This window comes from Actinoallomurus sp. CA-150999, from assembly GCF_050942425.1.
Taxonomy (GTDB): domain Bacteria; phylum Actinomycetota; class Actinomycetes; order Streptosporangiales; family Streptosporangiaceae; genus Actinoallomurus.
The window spans coordinates 2,590,092-2,605,683 of sequence record NZ_CP192063.1 but is presented as its reverse complement, the minus strand read 5'-3'; the positions used below and the strand labels follow the sequence as shown (position 1 = coordinate 2,605,683).

General features: G+C 67.9%; 11 protein-coding genes. 3 read left to right on the top strand and 8 right to left on the bottom strand.

The window, feature by feature from the left end; all coding sequences use genetic code 11:
• Positions 1-19: 19 nt before the first annotated feature.
• The 7 genes from ACQP2O_RS12400 to ACQP2O_RS12370 all read right to left on the bottom strand — a co-directional run bounded on the left by ACQP2O_RS12400 (position 20) and on the right by ACQP2O_RS12370 (position 6,288).
• The gene (locus tag ACQP2O_RS12400) at positions 20-733 is read right to left on the bottom strand and encodes an NERD domain-containing protein (protein WP_433183123.1); all 714 of its coding nucleotides are present in this window, start codon (positions 731-733) and stop codon (positions 20-22) included.
• Complete coding sequence (locus ACQP2O_RS12395; RefSeq protein WP_433183120.1) at positions 726-1,412, bottom strand: TIGR00266 family protein; 687 nt, start codon at positions 1,410-1,412, stop codon at positions 726-728. Before ACQP2O_RS12395 ends, ACQP2O_RS12400 begins: the two co-directional genes overlap by 8 nt.
• 16 nt (positions 1,413-1,428) lie before the next feature.
• Positions 1,429-2,061 carry a hypothetical protein gene (locus tag ACQP2O_RS12390; protein ID WP_433183118.1) on the bottom strand — a complete coding sequence of 211 codons (633 nt, stop codon included), beginning with the start codon at positions 2,059-2,061 and terminating at the stop codon, positions 1,429-1,431.
• Positions 2,058-3,956, bottom strand: coding sequence for a TraM recognition domain-containing protein (locus ACQP2O_RS12385; protein ID WP_433183115.1), 1,899 nt, complete (start codon positions 3,954-3,956; stop codon positions 2,058-2,060). The genes ACQP2O_RS12390 and ACQP2O_RS12385 overlap by 4 nt, the downstream gene beginning before the upstream one ends.
• 31 nt (positions 3,957-3,987) lie before the next feature.
• The gene (locus ACQP2O_RS12380; protein WP_433183112.1) at positions 3,988-4,335 is read right to left on the bottom strand and encodes a hypothetical protein; all 348 of its coding nucleotides are present in this window, start codon (positions 4,333-4,335) and stop codon (positions 3,988-3,990) included.
• A 29-nt stretch (positions 4,336-4,364) separates the two neighbouring features.
• A complete protein-coding gene (locus tag ACQP2O_RS12375) occupies positions 4,365-5,624 on the bottom strand; it encodes a hypothetical protein (protein ID WP_433183109.1) in 1,260 nt (419 codons plus the stop codon).
• 82 nt (positions 5,625-5,706) lie between these two features.
• Entirely contained in the window at positions 5,707-6,288 is a 582-nt protein-coding gene (locus ACQP2O_RS12370; protein ID WP_433183106.1) for a hypothetical protein, read from the bottom strand.
• A 102-nt stretch (positions 6,289-6,390) separates the two neighbouring features.
• On the opposite strand from ACQP2O_RS12370, the gene ACQP2O_RS12365 reads away from it, so the two are divergent.
• The 3 genes from ACQP2O_RS12365 (at position 6,391) to ACQP2O_RS12355 (ending at position 11,499) form a co-directional block, all read left to right on the top strand.
• Positions 6,391-7,032, top strand: coding sequence for a hypothetical protein (locus tag ACQP2O_RS12365; protein ID WP_433183103.1), 642 nt, complete (start codon positions 6,391-6,393; stop codon positions 7,030-7,032).
• Between the two features lie 140 nt (positions 7,033-7,172).
• Positions 7,173-10,853, top strand: coding sequence for a C40 family peptidase (locus ACQP2O_RS12360; protein ID WP_433183100.1), 3,681 nt, complete (start codon positions 7,173-7,175; stop codon positions 10,851-10,853).
• 166 nt (positions 10,854-11,019) lie between these two features.
• Positions 11,020-11,499, top strand: a complete 480-nt coding sequence (locus tag ACQP2O_RS12355; RefSeq protein ID WP_433183098.1) for a hypothetical protein — start codon at positions 11,020-11,022, stop codon at positions 11,497-11,499.
• A gap of 119 nt (positions 11,500-11,618) precedes the next feature.
• Here the strand turns inward: ACQP2O_RS12355 and ACQP2O_RS12350 are convergent, their stop codons facing one another.
• The gene (locus ACQP2O_RS12350; protein ID WP_433183095.1) at positions 11,619-15,572 is read right to left on the bottom strand and encodes a hypothetical protein; all 3,954 of its coding nucleotides are present in this window, start codon (positions 15,570-15,572) and stop codon (positions 11,619-11,621) included.
• Between the last annotated feature and the right edge of the window lie 20 nt (positions 15,573-15,592).

Here is a 15,592-nt window from a genome sequence, read left to right as displayed (position 1 = left end):
CGGAAGGTTGAACGGCGCGTCAGGTGTTGTTCTTGTGCCAGAGCCGTTTCATCGTCTCCTGCGCCTCGCCAGGCGAGTCGAAGATGCGCGGTGCGCGGTCCAGCACGGTCTTCAGGTCGTCAGCGGAGCAGACCCATATCCCTTTCGCCGTCGCGAAGGGCCGGTTCGTCATCCCCGGCACGCAGACGACCGCCAGGACGGGCTTTCGGCCTAGCGCGTGGGACAGCCGACGTGCCTGGTACGCGGCCTGCCCGGTGGGGTTCTTGGGCAGCACACGACGTCCGACCCGCATGGTGTCGCCGTCGACGGCCACCTCACCGTGCCCGGTCTTCACCTCGACGGCCGCGGCACCGCAGCCCGCGGTGAAGACCACCGCGTCACAATCGCCTCCCCTGTCACCGAGCATGATGCCGTACGCTGCCGCGATCGAGCCGGTACGCCGGATCACCGCCCGTACGTCCCGCTCGGAGCGCGCGCCGATCGCGGCCTTGCCCGCCTGCCGCAGGACCCGCCGGGAACGGGTCCAGGTGTACCAGCAGCCGCCGGCCGCGGCCGCCGCCACGACGGCGGCCAGCGCCCGTAGCGGGGCCACGCCGGTGTACGCGACCCCGACGAGCGCGCCGATCGCGACGAGCGCCAGTACCACCGCGGCGGCCCCGTACAGAGCGCTCTCTCCCCGTCGCCGCCACATCTGCTGGGAGACGAAGCCGCCGGCCCGTCCGACCTCATACATTGGCGTTCGCTCGCTCGGGGAACAGCCAGCCGCGCAGGTCGGCCGCCGCCCGGGTCTGGATCAGTACGTGACCGGGGCCGTGGAACTCACCGACCCACAGCTCACCGGTGAGCACGGCCTTGAGCGGTCCGCCGAGCGGCCCGCTCTTCATCTTCATCCCCGCCGACCAGGCCACCAGGTGTCCAGAGTCGACGATCAGCTGCTCCCCTCGGGGGACTTCGATGTGCTCGATGCCTCCGCACGTGGCGAGGGCGACCTGGCCGATACCCGCAAGGCCGACGGCGGTCAGTCCCTCATGCATCAGAAGCGGGGTGGTCCCGGACGATCGGGTCGTGACATCCACCGTCGTGGCGTAGGCGAGGACCGAACCGGTTTGCGCCCTCAGCGGGCCCGTCTGACCGACATCGAGCACGGCGATGTCACCCGGGAACGGGGGCACCGCCCGTACCCAGCCTCCGCCGCGACGGCCGGCGGTGTACTTGGCGACGACCAGGGTCTGCTCGGCGAGCAGCTTGCGGGTCAGGCCCCTGGCCAGGCCGCCGCCGCCGAGCGTCGCGGTCACCGATACGTTCCCGGAGAGCGCGGCCATGGAGGATCGTTCGACGAAGACCGATTCGCCGGCCGCGAGCCGGCAGACGGCGGCGGCATAGGCCGGTCCACATGAGGTGTCGATGTGCAAGGTTCTCCTGGCTCGATCAGGCGCCGCGCGCTCGCTCGCGGCGCATCCGTTCGGCGTCGGCGCGGCGGGGGGTCGGCCGGCCCTTCGGTTGCCGCGGGTCTCGAGGGCCGCCGCCCGAGGCTCTCGTACGGCGTGCCCGCTCCGGTGACCGCCGGTCGAGACGGCGCCGCAGCGCCTTGATCCAGACGAGGCTCTGCGAAGTGCCGTCACGCGCCAGATCGCGGCTGCCGCGCACGACGGCCAGGACGAGCCCGGCGATGATGAAGTTCACCAAGGTCGCGAGGCCCGCCGCCTCTCCCCACGTGGCCGCCTGCCGGACGCTGCATCGGCTGGTGCCGAGCTCGCCGGGGCAGGCGCTGGGGATCATGACGATGAGCATGCCCACGATCGCGGCGATGGCACAGAGTACGGCGGTGGCGGTGAACCGGCCCACCGTCTTCTTCCAGCGGCGGTGCAGCCGCACGGTGGCGCGGATGGCCGCGGCCGCGGCGATCCCGGCCGCCGCGACGGCCGGCAGGTCCGCAGTCCCGAGATGAAGCTTGCCGCCGTACTCAAGGCGGAAGAGTCCCAGAGACACCCCGGCCAAGCCCAGTCCGAGGAGCACGATGATCGCGGCTTCCGTCGCGACCGCCCGCGATCGCACCGTCATATCCGCTGCCGCTCGTACCACTGGAGTTCCTGGGATCGCATGGGCATGGCCACGTACGCGACTCTGCTGTCCGGTTTGTTGACGCGCAGGTAGGCCTCGCCGGTGCCCAGATCGCGCAGTTCCTTGGCGGTGACGATGAACTCCTCCTTGACTGCGACAGTGCCCATCTCGACGGTCCTGCCGTTCTCGACTCGCTGGGACACCTGGCCGTTGTCGCGCATGCCGAGGAACTCGGCGCACTTCTCCGCGGACTCGGGCGACGACTGCGCCATGGCGATGAGCCAGTTGATGTTCTGCGTCAGCCGCGACCAGTCGTCGCCGTCGGCGTCGATCCAGTCCGTCGGTCCCTGCGTGCAGAGGATCATGTTGAACAGCGCCGACCGGACTCGCGACAGCATGTTCATCGCGATGTTCCGGTCGATGAAGTTCGCCTCGTCGACCACGATCAGCCGTGGCCGGTCCTTGGGCGCGCGGCCCTGGATGCGCTGTGCCGCGTAGACGGACAGGCGCTGCAGGGACGACGAGGAGAGGATCCTGGCCATGTCCGGCTGTCCGAGGGAGTTCAGCCCGACGTACGTGAGCCCATCGAGCCGGACGTCGATCATCTTCCGGCCGTCGCCGGGGATGAGGATGCGCCGTCCCGCCGTGGAGTCGTACAGGCCGGTCAGTTTGGTTCCGAAGCTGGCCGCCGACTTGGCCTCGTCCGGGCTCGGTGACAGGACGTTGGTGTACCGGTTCCTGCAGTAGCCGACGCCCTCCACGGCGTCGATCGCGATGACCCGCTCCTTGACGGCGTTCTTCATGGAGGTGCCCATCTCCATGATCTTGCCGAGCTCGAGCATCGTCGGCAGGTGGAAGCGGTCCGGCGCCATTTCGGCGGCCTGGTGGCAGAGCTGCACGACCTGCTGCAGGACCTTCCGGTTCAGCGCCTTCCAGTACGCGTCGTCGAACTCGACGAGCGACATGATCGTGTCGAACGCCTCGTCGGCGCTCATGTCGGCGAGCACGTTGAACCAGTACCTCGGGTCGTGATCGCCCAGCGCGATCTCCTGGAGCGGCACCCGGTTCATCGTGGAGTACGCGCGCAGGAAGTCGCGCAGGCCGCCCGGCTCGGTGTCCTCCTTCATGTCGATCACGGTGACGTCGAATCCCATGTCGAGCGCCGCACCGATGATCCACATGAGGGTGATGGTCTTTCCGCTGCCGGTGGACCCGACGACGCAGCCGTGCATGCCCATCTCCCGGGTGCTCAGCCGCACCATCCGGCCGTTGGACCCGAGGCCGATCGGGATCGACTTCTCCTTCAGCGGCGTCTTCCGCGCCTTCTCGGTCGCGTACGGACCGCGCACGGCGGGGACGTCCCGAGGGGTCACCCGCTGGGACACCCGCCGCTTCAGAGAGTCTCGCCGAGTCTTCCTCGGCGTGATCGAGTCCTGGACCAGCCTCCTACGGAACAGGAAGCCCCTTCCGGAGACCCTCGTGGAGGACGGCGAAGCGAGGAGGGCGCCGCCCACGCCGGCGGCGATCGGTGAACCGAGGATGGCACCGCCCACGCCGGCCAGCAGCACCGCCAGACAGAGCACCACGGTGACCGGGACGTGCCCGGGGGCCGAGTTCCCGACGTGGATGAAGCTGAGCAGCCAGTATCCGTAGCTGAGGGCATTGGCCTTGAGGTACCAGGCGAATCCGACCAGACCGCCGGCCGCCATGATGATCCAATCGCGGCGGGCCAGCAGGCGGCGCAGCAGGAAGAAGATCACTGAAGCGCACGCGGCCGGGACCAGCGCCAGGATGGCGACGGCGAGGCCGGCGAGACCGATGGCCGCGATGAGATAACCCGTGCTGTCTTCAGGCTCCCCGGGCCGCATCATCCCCCGATCCACACCGTGGGCCACGCCCATACCTCCTTCCACGCGAAGACCGCCGTCAGCCCGTGACACTGCCGGCACTGTCGAAGACCTTCTGGATCAGGCCGCCCATGAAGCCGACGGCGGAGACGGTGATGTCGAGCCTGAACAGCAGACCGCCGACCACGAGGCCCCAGAAGAAGACCTTGAAGCCCTCGCCCGGCCGGCCGTTGGTGACGCTCTTGACCATCTTCATGATGCAGACGACCACGATGATGAGCCCGATGACGCCGCAGATGCCGATGACGGCGGTGCCGATCGTGGATTGCAGGAAGTTATTGGCGCCGGAGCCGCCGTCGCTGGTGCCGCCACCACCGCTTGGGATGGTGGTGGCGAGAACGCGGTGGTGCAGCTCGCTGATCTTCATGGTGTTTCCTCTGGGTTGTAAGTTCCCGGTCAGGAATTCAGGGCGTTGGAGTACGGCTCCAGTTCCACTGCGGACCCGGCCGGCCCCCAGGCGAGGATCGGAGGCTGTGCGCCGGCCGGTGCCCCCACCAGGAGGTCGAAGTCCGCGAACGTGACGAACTGCTGGGTGGTGCCGTTCGTACCGGAGACCGTCCCGCCGGAGGGCGATCTGGCAAGCAGGACCCGCGCACGGACCACCAACTGTCCCTTGGCGGCCTTGATCGCCGACATGATCTGTACGGCCTCGCCTGAGGCGGGCAGCGTGAATCCGCTCAGGCCGACGTAGTGGTGATGGCGGTTCTGGTCGCCGGTGAGCGCGAGGAGTGCGGTGGCGTCACCGGTGACGTACGCCTTGGCCCAGGCGGCGACCTGGTTCTTCACCGCATCGCTCACCTCCGTGGTCAGGCCGGTGTAGTTGGTGTAGTCACCCGCTCCGGCCGGTGCGCCGGCGCCACCCGTCCATACGGAGAACGCCGGTGCCGCCGAGAGCCTCGGGCCTTGCGGCGTGATGACCAGCGGGACATCCAGTTTCAGGACGTTGGTGGCCGGTGCCCGCACGACGTCACCGGTGGTCGTGGGCGATGGCGACGGGCTGTCGTTCGGGCCGGCCGAGGAGCCGGCGCTCGGTGCCGCGCCCGGGGCCCCGGATGGCGCGGTCGAGCCGTTCGGTCCGGAACCGGCGGTCGGCGCCACCGGCGTCCTGGGCTGCTGCCCCGCCGTGGAACCGGTCCGCCGGGCCGGCGAGGTCTTCTTGGGCTGCGGCCCGGTCGTTTCCGTCGGCGCCGGTGCCGGCGTGGTCGTCGAGGACGGGGAATTCGGCAGGACGACCAGGAAGTGGTGCACCTCGAAATCGGTGAAACCGAACTTGGCCGAGCCGAAGTGCTCCGGCGTGAACCCCACCCAGCTCAGCGACTGATACCGGAGGGGAGCGCTCGGCTGGCCGGAGAGAAAACCGGGGGCCGCCTTCGCGAGGTCGTCCGGCTTGAGGGTCTTCGCGCTGGGCACGGCCTGATAGGCGCCTGACAGGAAGTTCACCGCGGCCGTGTACGCCAGGTCGCGTCCCTTGGGATCGACCGCCGACAGGTCCGGCTTGGTACGCCCCTTGGCCAGCGAGAAGAACACCGCGACGACGCTGAGGCTCGCGGCCAGGAAGAGGACGCCCAGGATCCTCCTGGCCCGCTTGCGCGCCGTCGGCTCGTTCGAGCGCCGAGCGGGGACCATCACGAAACGGGTGGGTGACTCCGCTGGCATCTTCTCCTCCTGATACTCACGCCCGGCACAGACGACAGTTCGGCCGTGACGTGAATGCGCAAACGTCAGATGTGCCGCATCGTCATTTCCGTCTCTTCCGCCCCTGCTGGCTGGACAACTCGATGGAGGCCGTGAGGCGCCGGCCCTGGCGGCCGGGCACGGCGGGGAGCCTGGTCATACGAGGGATCTCTTGCAGGGGGAAACCGCGTTCGTCCCAGCTCACGCCGTCGACCGGGACACCTCCCGGCAGTATCCGGATGGTTCCCGCGGCGGTCCGACGAAGGGGGGCGATGCCCAAATAGAGGCGTACCGGCCTGCCGTCGACGGTGAGTTTGCGCTGACGGGCGCTGTTCGCCTGCAGGCCGAGCCATTTCGCGAGCGACTCTCCCCGCAATGGGGAGAAGCTGACGGCGCCCCACCCGAGCGCGCCTCCCACCGTGGGCCCGTAGATCAGCGCGTTCAGGCTCACCCCCAAGATGAACAACCCGATGATGAAGCCCAGCACGGCGCCGATGCCCACGGACAGCAGCGTGGTCAGCTTGATCGTGCGGGGCAGTGTGATCTCTTTGTTGATGCTGCCGATGACGGCCGGCGGCGGCTTGAGCATGTTGGTGGCCGCGAGCATCACCGGCCCACGCAGATTCTCCTCGGCTTCGTCGCTCATGCCTGCGACCGTCCGCGATCGCGGCCGGACCGCCAGCACCGTGACCGCGGTCAGGACGACTCAGCTGTTGCCCACGGGCCATCGAAGGCGACAGTCAACGACATGCCGAAGATGACCGACTACGTCCGCGAAGGGTTCAATCGGCGCCGCCGCCCGTGGCACCGCGCCGAGCTGCCCGAATGGTGGAACCTCGCGGTGTGGGTCGGGCTCGCCGGAATCGGCGGGATGCTTCTGATCAGCGCGCTGCTGGACCCAGGTGGGTCCACCGGCACGCCCGACGCGACGCAGCCGCCGGCCTATTCGGTGCAGAAGATCAACCCGTACGCCACGCCCTCCGCCTCGGGCGGATCCGCGGCCGGCACGCCCACCCCGGACGCGAGCAGTCCCGCGCAGGGAGGGCCGACCGGGGACTTCGCCTCCACGGCGGCGGTCCAGGTGGCGAAGGCCGGTGGCGGGACGGCCGTGGTCCCGGCCGGTGCCCGGAACGTCGCCCTGGCTGCCGCGAAGGCCGCGGCCACCAGCGACTGGACCGGCATCCCTTTCATCGGCCGCGCCCGGCCGCCCAAGGCCCGCAGGACACCGCAGGGCTCCGTCGGGCAGCTGACCGTCACCGATCCCGCGATCACCGGGAACGCTCAGTACCTCTTCAGCGCGACGATCACGCATGGTGCGCCGGACAAGGCCTACCAGTACCGGATCGCGGTGGAAAGTGACCAGTCCGGCTACGCGATCCGTGCGCGGTAGCGGACACGCCGTCCGCGCGCAGTAGCGGGCACGTGCGCCCGTCCGAAAGACGCGTTGCCCCGTGATCGCCTCGCCGGACGGTCATCTTCAGTCAATCCCCCCGCCCGCGATCCGATCGCAGACCCTCAGCGAGGCGCCGCGTGAACGAGGCCGGCAACAGCCCCCCTCAGCCGCCCGACCCGGCCGGGCCGCCCCAAGGCCCGCCGCCGGAGACCGCTCCGGCAGAGACCGGTGAACCGGGCGCGCCGCCCGGCCATGACCCACGTGCGGCCGCGGCCCCGCCGCCGAGCGGCCGCGATCTCATCAACGACCATGCTCCCTCCGGAGGCGGCAACTCCGGGCCGTCGGATTCCGCACCGGAATTCGGGGGCGGGAACGGCGGCTCCGGCGGGGGCCGCACCAACCCGCTCAGGAATCCGGCAGGGCCGAACACGGCCAAGCCGGCGAGCGACTCCGCGGCTGAGGGCGGCGCGGGCAAGGGATCGTCCAAGGGACTCGCGGGCAAGGCCGGCGGATCGGGATCGAAGGCAGGCGGGGCCGGGAACCGCCTGCCGTCCATGCCCGGGGGAGGCAACCTCAAGGAAAGGGCCGGTCACCGGGCAGGGCAGGCGGCCCGCAGGGCCGCCCGGAAGCACCCCGTCGGACAGGCGCTGAGCCGCCTCGCCGACACCAAGATGGGCAACGCCGCGCTCCGCAAGGGCCTCGGCAAGACGCCACTCGGGCGGATGTTGCCGAAGTCGTTCAAGAACGGCCTCCTTGGAGACGGCGGCCGCAAAGGCAAGGAAGGCGGCAACGGCAAAGACACGGCGGACGCGTCCGGGTCGGGAACCGGGTCCGGGGGCGGCAGGTTCAAGGTGGCCATGGTCGCTGGCGGGATCCCGCTCGCCCTGCTGCTCGTGCTCCCCATGGCCATGGGCGCGGCAGGCTTCTCCGACGACGACGGCCAGCCGACCCAGCCGGACGACAAGTCGAACGCCGCGGCCGCCAAGTACTTTCCCGGCGAGTGGCAGCAGATGCTAGAGCAGACCGCCGACCGCGCGGCCTCCGGAGGTGAGCCCGACTACGCCACCGTGCCCTGGACGGTCCTGGCCGGCATCGTCGCGACCCAGACCGATTTCGCACGCTACAGCCCGTACGACAACGTCGACCGCGATCCCGGCCGCACCGCCCCGCAGATCACTCCGGGCGGTGGATCCGGGGGGCCGGACGACACCTCGGTCGGCATCACGTCGGGCGCGGGGCCGGGGCCGATCCAGGGGGTCAGCGGATCGGGTGAGTCGACTTCCGTCTCGCCCGATCACCCCGGTCCCCCCGCGGGCGACCTCAGCCACCAGCTCGGCTGGTTCATGTGGGCCATGCGCATGCACGAGTCGAACGGCGACTACAACGCGGGGAGCCGGGACGCCGCCTGCGGCGCCTACCAGTACATGCCCAGCACATGGAACCACTACGAAGGCAAATGGGACACCGCCTGCGACGCGCCGGCGAGCATCCAGGACCAGCGAGCGAGGAGCGACTTCCTCGCGAGCTGGAAGAAGTTCCACATGTGGCAGGGAGTGGCGATCAAGCACTTCACCGGCTCCGATGACTGGGCGACGTCACCGGGGAAGTGGGGCGCGTGCCCGGCGGCCTGCGACGTCAACCCGACGGGCTGGGTCTACGTCGACGACGTGATGAACAAGATGCAGGAGATCTCCAAGAAATACCCCGCCACCACAGGGCAGCAGCCGGCGACGTTCCACACGGGACCGGACGCCGCCACCGTGCGCCCGGCCGACATGGGGCCCCACGCCGCCACGGTCGCCTCCGTCCGCTCGGCGGCCTCTTCCGCCTCGAACGTCGCCACGGCGGCCGCTGCGGATCTGAGGGCCGTCACGGCCACCGCCGGCCGGTACGCCCCGACGGACGCCGCCGATCGAGCGGGCACCGGCGAGGGAGTGCTCGCCGACGGCTGTGCGGTGGGCAACCCAAGCCCGTCCATCGGCGGTAAGGACGCCCAGGGAGTCGGACCGTACCTGCTCACCCCCAGTGCGGCCGGCGCCATGCGGAACGAGCACCTCGATCCGCAGAACCCGTGCGACTCCTCGTACTTCGTCGCCCAGAAGCTCAGCTACTGGGCGCAACAAGTGCACGGCGATCCGTCCAGTCCTCCGTGGGTGCCCAACGGGTCGGCGCAGGACCAGGAGAACGCCCGCAAGTACTGGAGCAAGGTCATCGAGGCCTCCGGCATGTTCATGGACCGCGCCTCGAAACCGGACGCGCCGTGCGCCGTGCCTCCGCCGGACGACCCCAAGAAGCCCTGGTCGATCAACTTCAAGATCATCTCGATCTGGCACTGCGAGGTCACCCGCATGCCGGAGCTGTATCTGGTCACCGGCGGCCAGTCCGTTAACGGCAAGTTCACCTACACCGTTGAGGAGGACCGGTCCGCCGCGGAACAGACCCTTATCAACGAGGCGATAGCAGTCAGCTACGCCGCCGGCAACTGGAAAACCGACCAGTGCGACGACAAGTCGAACGACCGCCAGGGCATCTTCCCAATGACACCGGAGGAGGCCACCAAGGCCGGCGTCGCCGACCGGTGCGACGTTGAGAAGAACATCGAGGGCGCCGCGAAGCTCGTGCTCGCCGGCGAGGGGGTTCCGCCGGAGAAACGGGACAAGGCAAAGGGCGACTTCCAGCCGATGGTCGGCGGCTGGCAGGCGCTGAGCATCGCGATGGGCAAGGACCTCGGCATCTTCTCGCTCGTCGGCCCGAGCACATCGCTCGACGCGTCCGAGGCATGCACGAAGGTGATGACGGCCTTCCTGAACAAACTCGCGCCGCTCGCGACGGAGTTCGCGGCGCTGAAGAGCCCGCCCGACGAAAAGGATCTGGACACCTGGCGGCAGAAGCTGTCCACCCTGGAGACCACGAACAAGATCGCCGACCCGGCGATCGACCCCGCGTGTATGGTCGGCTCCTGGTCACCGGGGTTCAGCGGCGAACTCGCCGACCTCGCCACCAGTCTGGCGGGCGGCAACGCGGCGGACGCGGACGCCCTGACCGGTCTGGGCGACTACTACCAGGCCGCAGACCGCGCCGTGAAGCCGACGGACCCGGTCGTGGGCCAGGACCCGCTGGTCATCCCCCGGCTGGCGCCACGCCCGTACAACGACATCAACGCACCGGCCGCCGAGGACGCGACCGAGGCATGGTCGATCACCGGCACGTCGGACGGGTCCATGCTGCCTGTTTCACAGGTCGCCATCGACTACGCGTGGTTCTTCGGCGGCGTCATCCCCCCGTTCGACAGCGCCGGCAAGCTCATCGGCTCGCTTGCGAACGGGTCCGCCGGGAACGCGCCCCCGCCGCCAGGGGGGGTGCCCGGGGGAGGGCCGCCGACGCTCGGCAACCTCGACGGAACGCTCGGCGAGCGCATCGTCGCCTGGGCCAGCAAGTGGATCGGACTGCCGTACCAGTTCGGTGGCGGAGACATCCACGGGCCCACCGTCGGCGACAACTCGAACGGCAGCGGCAAGCCCGGCTTCGACTGTTCCGGCCTCACGCTCTACGCGGTGTACAACGCGACCGGCGGACAGGTGACCCTGGCGCACTACGTCCCCACCCAATGGGATAACTCGCACGTCCAGCGCGTCTCCTACAGCGATCTACAGCCGGGCGACCTCATCGCGATGCACGACTGGGGCCATGTCGGCATTTACATCGGCGGCGGAAAGATGATCCACGCTCCGCACACCGGTGACGTCGTCAAGATCTCCGACATCACGCAGGGCTGGTATCACGACGTGTTCGTCACCGGCGGGCGGGTGACCCAGTGAAGAGCGTCCTAGACCGACTGGATCAATGCCAGCAAGATGTGAAATAATTCCACCACGAACAAAAAAGAGCCATCCGGTACCCAACGGTGGCGTCAATCACGACGACGCGCGAGGGCCGGATGACAATTCGAGCCCTTGCGCGTCCTTATGAAAAGGAAGTGCTGAGATGCTCAAGGGCAAGCGAATCTGGATCCCCGGCGCCATCGTCGCCGTCGTCGCCCTCGTGGTGGTGATCGTGATGGTCTCCGGTTCCGGCGGTTCGGGCCGGCAGGACAAGCCGCACGGTCGGCCGATCGAATACGTGTTCCGGGCATGCACGCCCGAGAACACCCAGTGCGAGGTCATCGACTGGACGGTCGATGGAGCCGACCTCACCGGCGAGAGCTGGGTCGAGGTCATGAGCGACCGGACCCACCAGTGGGTCCGTGAGGACCGGGCCTACCAGTTCACGGGGACGCGGCAAGGAAGCGCGTTCACCGGGACGGGTGTACCGAACGACGGCACCGGGTCGTGGTCGATCGAAGCCCAGCTCCATGGCCGGACGCTTCACCTGACCAACGGCGACGGGCACGTCGAGGAATACGACCTGACCCTTCAGCCCGGCTACCCGAAGTCGGCGAACGCTTCGGGGACGACCACCAAGTGACCGCCTTCCCGGCAGGGACTGCCGTCAACACCACCGGCCTCCACCCGCTACGGGGGGAGGCCGGTCTCATGTCCGGCTCCGGCGGTGGGCGCTGCCGGGCCTAACGGAATGGCGGATGGTCAACTCGACCGATCGAACATCCGGTCCAGCATGTCCCGGAGCTTCGGCACGCGATTCGACGAGGTGCGCTGGTCGGCCGCCATTCTCGCGAGTTCCATGTCGAGCAGTCGCTCGATGTCGTCGACTTTGTCCATGACGGCTCGGTTGTCCCACTCCTCACCGGCCACTCGGTTATTAATCTTGTTCTTGAGGTCTTCGACGACCTTGTCCAGACTCGCCGCACTGCCCGCACTGTGGGGCATCCGGGAAATACCGCCGAGCAGTTTCTCCAGCTCGTCGTGCCATTCCTCCTGGCGAGCCTGCATTGTGGTGTTGATCCGGTCGATCTGCTCTTTCACCGCGTTGACGTCATCCAGATCGGTCGCCGGATCGTACATGTGCGCCCAGACCTGCCAGGCGTTGCGTGCGGACGAAGAGGAGTCGACCGTATCCCGGATCACCTTGGCCAGCTCATCGATGTCCTGAGCACGGGCGCGGTGCAGGTCGTTCAGCTCGGCGAGCTTCTTCCGGACCTCCGCAGGGTCGATGGACGCCTTGTTCCGGTGCAGGGCCTCGGTCTTCAGCACGATGCTCTTCATGGCGTCGAACTTCTGATCCAGTACGATCAGGACCTCCTCGGCCGTTGCGGCCGCGCCGCCCGGCAATTCAACCGTGTTCCTCTTGAGGTCGCTGATCTCACTACGGGCGTCCCTCATCGCCTCCTGGGCATCGATATCGGTCTGCTGGTTCAGCATGCTCAGCACATGATCATCAGCCCAGTCGCGGCCGGCCCGGATCGCGACGTCCTCTGACCGGCGGGCCTTTACGGTGACCTTGGACACCAGCTCGTCGTCCTGGCCTCCCGCAATAACAGCGGCCACCCGCTCCCGCACCTTGGGATCGCGCGTATCGAACCCCGCAGCGGCGAACGCGTCGACCATTTTTCCGTCATCGGTGATATAGCCACGTTCCCGCAACTGTGCATACCACCGTGCGACCATCTGATCGTCGGTCTCCTCGACTCCGTCGATCGTCCAGCGCTGCAGCGTATGATTGTCCATCCAATAGAAGGGCAGGGATGCCTGCTCGACGGTCGTGCCAGGTGCGAACACCCGTTGCCTGGTACGTTTGTCGAAGTGCACCGGGGTGGGGGCCACCAAGCCGTGGCTGCCGACCATCAGCTGATCGGGCGCGAAGCCCATCTTCGCAGCCATCTCGCGAACCGCGTCCTTCCTGGCCTCTTCGGTGGGAAACCCTTTGAAGCCGGTGTTGAGACCGTCCCAGTGCCCGGCGCCCCACAGCCTTGCAACTGAATTGTCGAACCCGTCGTTGACGTAGTCCGTCACCAGCGTCCGACGCTGATCCGAGTTCCTCACCCTGATGATGTTGCGATGGCGATCATCAGCTTGCACCCTGGCCAGATCGGCGTTCTTGGTCGTCACGATCCCGGCCGCCGATCCCGTTGCGTACTCGGAAGAATTCTCGAGCCACCAGGCCATCCGCATGGCCCTCTTCAGAGGTCCAAGCGGCTCCAGACGTCCACCCACCAACTTCGCCGTTTTACCCAGGGCGGCTGCGCCCGCACCCAACATGACCGGAAGAGCCAAGGCTCCCATTCCGCCTGCCGCGGTCGAGGCGAGTCCGGCCCCTGCCAACGTCGCGTAGGCCGCTGCTCGCTTGGCAGGCGAAAGCGACTTGGCCCACTGAAGGAGACTGTCCCGCCCGCGCTTCACCCCGCTTCGTCCGGCCTTGTACTTGTCGCCGACCCATGCCCTGGGCTTACGCGTCACATGTTTCGTACCCTTTCCGATGGCTTTGGCAGTCGCACGCGTGGCCTTGTTGTTCAACATCCGGCGCTCCAGTGACCTCTCGTCCAGCGCGCCCAGCCGCTTGTTCCCGACGCCGATCCGGCCGAGCCCGCGGGAGATGCGGTCCGCCGCGCCTCGGTGCAGGTCCTTGTCGCCGGTGGCCCGCAACATCGCGGCGCCGGCGAAGCCCAGTGCCCCGGTCATCTTGGAGAGGTCCCCGAGCCCGAGCAGCTTGGCGCCCTTCGTGAACAGGACGAGCGCGGCCAAAGGGGTGCCGCCTTCCAGCACCTGCTCGAGGAAGTTGGGCGTCGAAGTGGCGACGGAGGATTGAACCACCGAATAGGACAGGGCGATGAACCCGGTCAGGAACGTCATCCCCACGGTGAAGACGGCCTTCGCCCCAGCCGCCGCCCCGGCGACCTTGAGCCCTTTCTTCCCGCCCTCCGCTCCCGCGGCGAACATGAGCAAGAGCAGCGGCAGGATCATGCAGAGAGCGGCCAGTGCCACACTGGCCACCGTCAGGCCGATCGCCATCGGACCGAGGACACGCAGGAAGACGAAGGCGATGATGATGGACAGCAGCCCTTGGGTGATGCGTTCGGCCTGGTTGGCGCCGAGCCAACCGCTGACGAAGTCCCAGTCGGCCCGGCAGGCCTTGGCGACTTTTTCGTCCGGGGACGCTATGCAGTCACCGAATGCCTTGTTCAGTTCGTCCTTGCCGTTGAAATAGAACTGGTTCAGCATGATGATGTTTCGCGTTTTAGCTGCGCTAGCCGGCGCTCCGTTCCAGCTTCCCAGGCCATTGACCGCGTCCTCGCTGTAGAGCACGCTACAGGCTTCTGATTTTCCGGTTATACCGCTGGCCTGGTCCCACTGCGGGATGGTGCCATTGTCGCCATTGCTGTGGCGCCCGTCGGGGGCGGCCTTGCAGGCGCCCCAGGCGATCATGATCACCTGCTCGTTGTCCTGAGGCGCGATCGAGTACCCACGGTTCATGTTCTCGGTCGTGGTGCCCGGCGGGTTCCCCGTCGACAGGTCGTAGGCTGTCAGCTTCTCCTGCACGGGAACACTGGAGCTCGCCTCAAGATCACGGCAAGCGGCCTTGGCGGGGCTGGGATAGTCCTTGTTCCCGTCGCCGAACTGAGCGGCCACCCAGGAGCGGTCCAGCGTGACCTCCTCGATCTTGCTGACCTGCTCCATGCCCCCGACGCCGTCACCCATCTCAGTATCGAGGTTGTCTTTGCCATATTGGTCGTAGAGGGTCTTGTCAAGCGCCACGCAGGTCACGGGTCCGGCTGTGGCGGGATCACTGTCGTAGAACGCCGTCGCGTCGTTGCTCCCCAGGTCCGTCAGTTTGGTCAGTGAGCTCGACATCTCGCCGAACCAGCCCTGCACCGTCTTGGCCATCCACGGCACGGTGTACTTCGCCGTCGGGTCGTCCATGTGCTCGGCGGACTGGTCGCTGATGAAGAAGATCATGCCGGTGGCCGTCAGGAACACGATGAGCAGGCGCATTGCCGACGCCGGGCCGTTCTTTCCGCTGTTCCAGCGTTTGATCACCGCCGTCAGGACGAACAGCCAGACCGGTATGAGGAACCACGACGCCCACATCGAGATGTCGTGCACGCCGGTGTTGATCCCCGGCGCCGCCCAGCACACCATGTCGAAGGTGTAGCCGAAGCCCATGAGCGTGCCGATCAGCCGCCAGATCAGTCCCGCACCCATGAACAGCATGCTGGCGATCATCGAGACGAACAGCCGGGTCTTCATGATCCAGGCGTTGTCCACGGTGAACAGGCTGAAAGACGTCCACCGGTTCAGCGGCAGAAAGTCTCTCTTCTCCTTGTACTTCTGGCACATGCCGGTCGTACTGACGCCGCTCCCGGCATCCGGCGGCGCCGCCAGCACCTGACCATCCACGTCCGAGGCGACGGATGACGCCGTCGTCGAACCGGCGCGTGATGCCGTGGCCGTACTCACGGAAGTCGCGGGCGGTCCGGACGGCGATGCGGCGGTCACAGACGGCCGTGGGTGTCCCCCGAGTCCGAAGCCGTTACCGGTCAGCAGCGCCAGCCCGCAGACCACCGTGACCACGAAGAACCATGCCAGGAGCTGGTATCCGCGATGCGGCCCGGAACGCGCCTTCTCGGCGGCACCCCGCGGCATCCCGGGCCGCACCTTCGCGG

Bases quoted from the DNA above. Each gene is read 5' to 3' on its own strand.
- ACQP2O_RS12375 (WP_433183109.1), bottom strand. From the start codon at position 5,624: ATGCCAGCGGAGTCACCCACCCGTTTCGTGATGGTCCCCGCTCGGCGC.
- ACQP2O_RS12365 (WP_433183103.1), top strand. From the start codon at position 6,391: ATGCCGAAGATGACCGACTACGTCCGCGAAGGGTTCAATCGGCGCCGC.
- ACQP2O_RS12380 (WP_433183112.1), bottom strand. From the start codon at position 4,335: ATGAAGATCAGCGAGCTGCACCACCGCGTTCTCGCCACCACCATCCCA.
- ACQP2O_RS12350 (WP_433183095.1), bottom strand. From the start codon at position 15,572: ATGCCGCGGGGTGCCGCCGAGAAGGCGCGTTCCGGGCCGCATCGCGGA.
- ACQP2O_RS12400 (WP_433183123.1), bottom strand. From the start codon at position 733: ATGTATGAGGTCGGACGGGCCGGCGGCTTCGTCTCCCAGCAGATGTGG.
- ACQP2O_RS12390 (WP_433183118.1), bottom strand. From the start codon at position 2,061: ATGACGGTGCGATCGCGGGCGGTCGCGACGGAAGCCGCGATCATCGTG.
- ACQP2O_RS12355 (WP_433183098.1), top strand. From the start codon at position 11,020: ATGCTCAAGGGCAAGCGAATCTGGATCCCCGGCGCCATCGTCGCCGTC.
- ACQP2O_RS12370 (WP_433183106.1), bottom strand. From the start codon at position 6,288: ATGAGCGACGAAGCCGAGGAGAATCTGCGTGGGCCGGTGATGCTCGCG.